The organism is Planktotalea sp., from assembly GCF_039984035.1.
Lineage (GTDB): Bacteria > Pseudomonadota > Alphaproteobacteria > Rhodobacterales > Rhodobacteraceae > Planktotalea.
Map to the genome: position 1 here is coordinate 1 of NZ_JBDWVM010000338.1, position 5,605 is coordinate 5,605.

The 5,605-nt window shown below is 53.4% G+C and carries 9 protein-coding genes; 2 read left to right on the top strand and 7 right to left on the bottom strand.

What is annotated here, in order from left to right:
• From ABJQ89_RS15165 to ABJQ89_RS15195, 7 genes are all read right to left on the bottom strand, one after another.
• Positions 1-1,407, bottom strand: a 1,407-nt coding sequence (locus tag ABJQ89_RS15165; RefSeq protein WP_348497021.1) for a CocE/NonD family hydrolase, incomplete at its 3' end; no start/stop codon positions are given.
• Between the two features lie 154 nt (positions 1,408-1,561).
• Positions 1,562-1,780, bottom strand: a complete 219-nt coding sequence (locus tag ABJQ89_RS15170) for a DUF6500 family protein (protein ID WP_348497022.1) — start codon at positions 1,778-1,780, stop codon at positions 1,562-1,564.
• Positions 1,781-1,871: 91 nt separating this feature from the next.
• A complete protein-coding gene (locus ABJQ89_RS15175; protein ID WP_348497023.1) occupies positions 1,872-2,432 on the bottom strand; it encodes a F0F1 ATP synthase subunit B in 561 nt (186 codons plus the stop codon).
• 4 nt (positions 2,433-2,436) lie between these two features.
• Positions 2,437-2,982, bottom strand: coding sequence for a F0F1 ATP synthase subunit B' (locus tag ABJQ89_RS15180; protein ID WP_348497024.1), 546 nt, complete (start codon positions 2,980-2,982; stop codon positions 2,437-2,439).
• A gap of 86 nt (positions 2,983-3,068) precedes the next feature.
• Positions 3,069-3,293 (bottom strand): F0F1 ATP synthase subunit C, encoded by a 225-nt coding sequence (locus ABJQ89_RS15185; protein ID WP_005981269.1) that lies wholly within the window; start codon positions 3,291-3,293, stop codon positions 3,069-3,071.
• Positions 3,294-3,362: 69 nt separating this feature from the next.
• Complete coding sequence (locus ABJQ89_RS15190; RefSeq protein WP_348497025.1) at positions 3,363-4,115, bottom strand: F0F1 ATP synthase subunit A; 753 nt, start codon at positions 4,113-4,115, stop codon at positions 3,363-3,365.
• Between the two features lie 4 nt (positions 4,116-4,119).
• Entirely contained in the window at positions 4,120-4,449 is a 330-nt protein-coding gene (locus tag ABJQ89_RS15195) for an AtpZ/AtpI family protein (protein ID WP_348497028.1), read from the bottom strand.
• Between the two features lie 219 nt (positions 4,450-4,668).
• Here ABJQ89_RS15195 and ABJQ89_RS15200 point away from each other — a divergent pair, with 219 nt between their 5' ends.
• Entirely contained in the window at positions 4,669-4,992 is a 324-nt protein-coding gene (locus tag ABJQ89_RS15200; RefSeq protein ID WP_348497026.1) for a metalloregulator ArsR/SmtB family transcription factor, read from the top strand.
• Positions 4,993-5,164: 172 nt separating this feature from the next.
• The coding region (locus ABJQ89_RS15205) for a tRNA (cytidine(34)-2'-O)-methyltransferase (RefSeq protein ID WP_348497027.1) at positions 5,165-5,605 on the top strand (441 nt) is incomplete at its 3' end.

Consider the following 5,605-nt stretch of genomic DNA (forward strand, 5'->3'; position numbering starts at 1 on the left):
TTCGCGGTCCATCTCAAGCGGCTCAGGCGACGCATGAGAATCGCGATGGGACAGGTTGAGAACGCCGTAAGTAATTCGCGAACTCGCGCCATCCGGGTGCAAGTCGAGCAATCTGACAGCGATTTGCCCCTGCGGCTTGTCGCAGGTCAGGGTCAACGTGACTTTAGGCGCGCCAACGATGTCCTTTGTTTCGTCTAATGGGGACGTTTTGAAGACCGCCGACATGGCATCATCGGCACGCTGATCATCGGGCAGTTCAGGACCAAGCCAGATCGCGCAATATTCGCCCGAATGTGCGCCACACGTCTGCGGCGAGGCAATCGTTTGGGTGAAGCGCTCTGGCGTACTCTGCAAACGATCCTCTGCGAAATGCCAAGTTTCCACAGGCAGGTTTGATGGTCCGTCCTCCATCGCGAGCCATTGACCGGGCCGCTCCGTGTACCACGCTTTTGGCGGTAAAGACTCCATCAAATAGGGACGATAGGCTGGATCATTCTCGACACCAGTCTCTTCGCCTTTCAGCCAATGATCCCACCAGCGCAGTGCCTCTTGGAGAAAGCCGATACGTGGTTCTGGCACCGCAAAATGCGGGTACTTATGAACCCACGGACCAACAATGGCCTTTGCCGGCGCGTCCAGATTTTCGATCAGCTGCGCAGGCGCGTTCTTATACGCATCCCCCCAGCCACCAACGGCCAAGGTTGCGGCCTTGAGCGCTGAAAAATCTTCGCAAACGGATCCATGCTGCCAATAGCCATCCCGCGTTTGATGCTCTAACCAATGCGCCGCGAGGAACGGCTCATTCTCCAAACGATCCAGCCAAATCTCGCGCCAATCATCAGGCCGCAAGGCGGGGTCAGGCGCACGCGAAGAATAGGACCACATGGTCCCGCTCCACCCAAGGTTCTCATTCAGCAAACAGCCACCCTTGAAGTGAATGTCATCCGCGTAGCGATCTACGGTCGAGCAAAGCGTGATGATTGCCTTAAGCGGCTCAGGCTGAAGCGCGGCGACTTGCAGCGCGTTAAAGCCACCCCAACTGATGCCCATCATGCCAACATTGCCAGAGCACCAAGGCTGCTCCGCAAGCCAGTTGATCGTTTCAACCGCATCAGCGAGTTCTTGGGGGCTGTATTCGTCCTCCATCAACCCTTCGCTATCGCCATTGCCGCGCATGTCGACGCGGATACAAGCGTAGCCGCGTTTTGCGAAATAGGGATGGGTGAGGTTGTCCCGCGCAGTGGTGCCGTCGCGCTTACGATAGGGCAGGAATTCGAGGATCGCCGGTACAGGCGCTTCGCCTGCGTCTTCTGGAATCCAAGTGCGTGCGGAGAGACGGGTGCCATCGGACATATGTATCCCGAGATCAGGATTTTCGACGATGTTGCGGAGTATGTTTGAGCTCATGGCGCATCGTGCCAATGACACGCTATTTAAGTCAAGCGGACTTGATCTGAATGTGCGTGCTTTGCACGCGTTTGATGAGCCGCAAGCGGCAGATTGGGGCGCTGCCCCAAATCCCGAAGTTTATATGGAAAGATGAAACAGAAAGAGGGGGCCTTTAAGCGCCAGACGCAAGCATATCGCGAATTTTAACCGCCTTTTCAAAGTGGTCTAATTCGTGAACTTCAATCCACCATCGTGCCACGTCCATCAAGAGGGCAGGGTTGTCGTTCTTGTTTGCAAAGAACGCATAGAAGGACAGTCCGACCGTTGGGCCTTTTTTGTCAATTTTGGAATTGCAGATTGTGATGGCACGTGTGCGAAAATCAGGCGTCATGTGAGTCCTCAGACTTTAGGAAAGGAAACCTACAAAAGAAAAAGCCCGGCCACGAGGGCCGAGCTTCTTTAAGTCAGGTAACGCGTTTCGCTTAGTGCAGTTTTGCTGCAACTTCGCCGATTGCGTCGTCGATCAACGCAGTTGCGCTTTTCGCTGTCATTTGTTTCGCGATCACATCGTTTGCTGCTGCAATTGCAACGCCAACCGCTGTGTCACGCACCTCTTTGATGGCGCCTGCTTCTGCAGATGCGATTTGATCTGTCGCTGCCGCGAGGCGACGTGCGATGGATGCTTTGAGGTCTTCTTTTGCTTGATCCGCTGCAGTTGCTGCGTCTTTCTTCGCTGCTTCTACGATACGATCTGCTTGCTCTTGAACTTCTTTTTGCTTGCGCTCGTAAGAGGCAAGAAGCGCTTGAGCGTCTTCACGTAGGGCTTTGGCTTCATCGAGCTCGTCGCGGATACCTTCCGCGCGCTTGTCGAGAAGACCGCCGAGCAGTCCGGGCACCTTGAAGTAAAACAAGACGCCGATGAACAGCAAGAAGCCGAGTAGAACAACAAAGTCAGTGTTGCCCAAGGAAAAGAATGGGCCGGATGCAGCCAATGCTGGTTGCGCTGATACTGCCGCGAGGAGTGTAAGTGCTGTGATACGCATGATCTTACCCTTTCAAGCGAGCAGCGACAGCCGCGCTCACGTCTTTTGCAGTCGCTTTACCGCCCAGTGCAGAAACGATTTCTGCGGCAGTGTCTTTTGCAACTTCTTCAACACTCGCAAGAGCGCCTGCACGGATTTCACCGATTGCTTTTTCAGACTCAGCGGCTTTTGCAGCAATCTCTGCATCTGCTTTCGCAATTGCAACGTCGAGATCAGCTTGAATATCTGCTTTGGCGCTTGCCACGATGTTTTGTGCTTCTGCACGCGCATCTGACAGGGCCTTGTTGTAGGCATCTTCCGCTTCAACGGCTTTGGCTTTCAAAGCTTCTGCTGCGGCGATGTCATTGGTAATCGTTCCCTGACGCTCTGCCAGAACCGCGGCGATGCGAGGCAAAGCAATGCGGGACAGGACAAGAAAGATCACTACAAGAGTGAGAACGAGCCAGAAAATCTGGTTTGGAAACCATTCAAAGCACAGTTGCGGCATACCAATGGCTGAACCATGGGAATCCACACATGAGCTGACGGCACCTGTAGTTTCGGTAGCCATGTTTCGTCCTCCGTCGGAACTTTTCTCTACATCGGGCGGCTTAGGGTTAACAAAGCCGCCCGCGCGTAAGGATTAGATCGTTCGGCTTAGACTGCGAACATAAGCAGAAGGGAAACTAGGAATGCAAAGATGCCCAGTGCTTCTGCGAACGCGATGCCGATGAAGAGTGTTGCTGTCTGCGATGCAGCAGCGGATGGGTTGCGCAATGCGCCTGCCAAGAAGTTGCCAGCTACGTTACCAACACCGATAGCGGCTGCGCCGGAACCGATTGCTGCGAGGCCTGCGCCGATGTGTGCGAGATCGCCTTCCATAATAATTCTCCTTACGATTGGAAGTTAGATAGGTGTGTAAGGTGCGTGGTTGTCACGCACCCACATTAGTTAGTGAGACGGGTGCAATGCATCTTTCAGATAGACGCATGTCAGGATGGTAAAGACGTAGGCCTGAATGAAGGCTACGAGGACTTCGAGACCGTACATCGCAGTAATCGCGACAACGGAGATCGGGGAAATCGTTGCGATCGCAGCAAAGCCTGCGAAAACTTTGATAACCGCGTGACCCGCCATAACGTTGCCCGCCAAACGAATGGAGTGGCTAACGGGGCGCACGAAGTAAGAGATCAACTCGATAACGGCTAGGATCGGGCGCAGTGCCAGCGGCGCGCTTGCCACCCAGAACAGGCCAAGGAAACCAGCGCCGTTCTTAACGAAGCCAAGGATCGTGACTGTGAAGAACACTGCGAAGGCCAGAATAATCGTGACCGCGAAGTGGGACGTTGTTGTGAAGGACATCGGGATCAGGCCAAGGAAGTTGGCGAAAACGATGAACATGAACAGTGTCATAATGTATGGGAAGTACACGAGGCCATCTTTGCCCGTCACATCTTCGACCATCTTGTAAACAAAACCGTACGCCAATTCGCCGATGGACTGGCTGCGGTTCGGGATGATCGCGCGGCGGGATGTGCCGATGACCATCAGGCCAACCACACAAAGAACGGCCAATGCCAACCAAAGTGTAACGTTTGTCACCGTGTACCAGTGGATAGGACCGTTGCCAAAGAGCGGCTGAACGATGAATTGGTCCATCGGGTGAAATACAAGGCTGCTGCCTTCTGCTGCTTTGTCTGCCATCGTGTCAGCCCCTTTTTTCATCACTGGCCTGTTCGGCCACTTGTCTGTCCTGAATTTCTTGTGCAGTGCGCATCATCGTTTTGACGCCCGCTGCGAAACCCATAAATGTAAACAGCACCAGCATAATGGGCATCGTGCCAAACAGCACATCAAGCCCGTATCCGATGCCAAAGCCGATCCCAAGACCGGCAACTAGCTCTGTCACCATGCGCCAGCCCTGCTGGGCTTGCGAATAGTGTTCCTCTGACGCGGGACCGGACTCTAACGATGACTTTGCCTTGGCAATCCGCTCGTCCAATTGCTTGAGACGGTCTTGATTTTCAGGCTCGGTCAACGGTCCAAATCCCTCACTGAGGTTTAGGGCAGTGCTAAGGGGGAGGGGGCAATGAGTCAAGTCAATCAGCGCCATTTTTAAGGCGCTGAAATTGCTAACAAAAATCATAATTTTTGAGTCCTGTGACAGCCCGTCACAGCCAGTTTTGACGCCAAAAGTCCCTATCGCGATATTCAACCATTTGGTTGACGATTACCCCAATTGCGCGTTTATGGCCCTATGAGCGATCCTCTTGATATCACCTTCGCGGCCCTCGCCGATCCCACGCGCCGCGCGATCCTGTCGATGCTACTGGAGGACGACATGGCCGTAACGGATGTGGCCGAACCATTCGAAATGTCACTGGCCGCAATTTCCAAACACTTGGGCATCCTGACCAAGGCCAAGCTCATCTCCCAAGAAAAACGCGGTCGCGTGAAATGGTGCAAAATAGAACCCGACGCTTTGAAAGCCGCATCGGTCTGGATGCAAAGTTTCGGCCAATTCGAAGAACTCGACATGGACGCCTTCGAGCGGTTCTTGGAAGGTGAGTTGGAAGCCTGATGCTTCCGCACGTTTCTGCATGTTGCGCGCACAAGAAAACCATTTTCATCGACGAAGCCTTACCAGTAAAAAACAAAGAAATCCAAAGATGCCATGTTGCCCGCTGCAAACTTAGGCTAGGTGCATTTGGAGATGTATTCCGATCTGCATACACCAACCAAGAAAGCCTGAAATGTCCCTGTCCGAACCTCGTATGAAGATCGTGCTCGTTACGCCCGAAATCCCTTGGAACACTGGCGCGATCGGGCGGACTTGTGTTGCCCTAAATCTGGAACTGATCCTGATCAGACCCCTTGGCTTTTCGCTTGATGAAAAATCAGTGCGCCGTGCGGGAACCGACTATTGGAAGCATGTAGAACTGACCGAATATGACGATTGGGACAGCTTCATCGAGAAACGCAAGCCAGCGCATGATAGGCTCTATTTCTTTGAAGAACACGGCGTGCAAAGCTTATACGCCCCAGTTTATCATCCAGATGGTTACTTGGTGTTTGGATGTGAATCCAAAGGATTGTCGCCGGAAATACTGGAAGGCATGCAAGATCGCACATTCAGCCTACCGATGCTCAGCCCAAAAGTTCGCTCCTTAAATCTCGCAAACGTGGCAACCGCC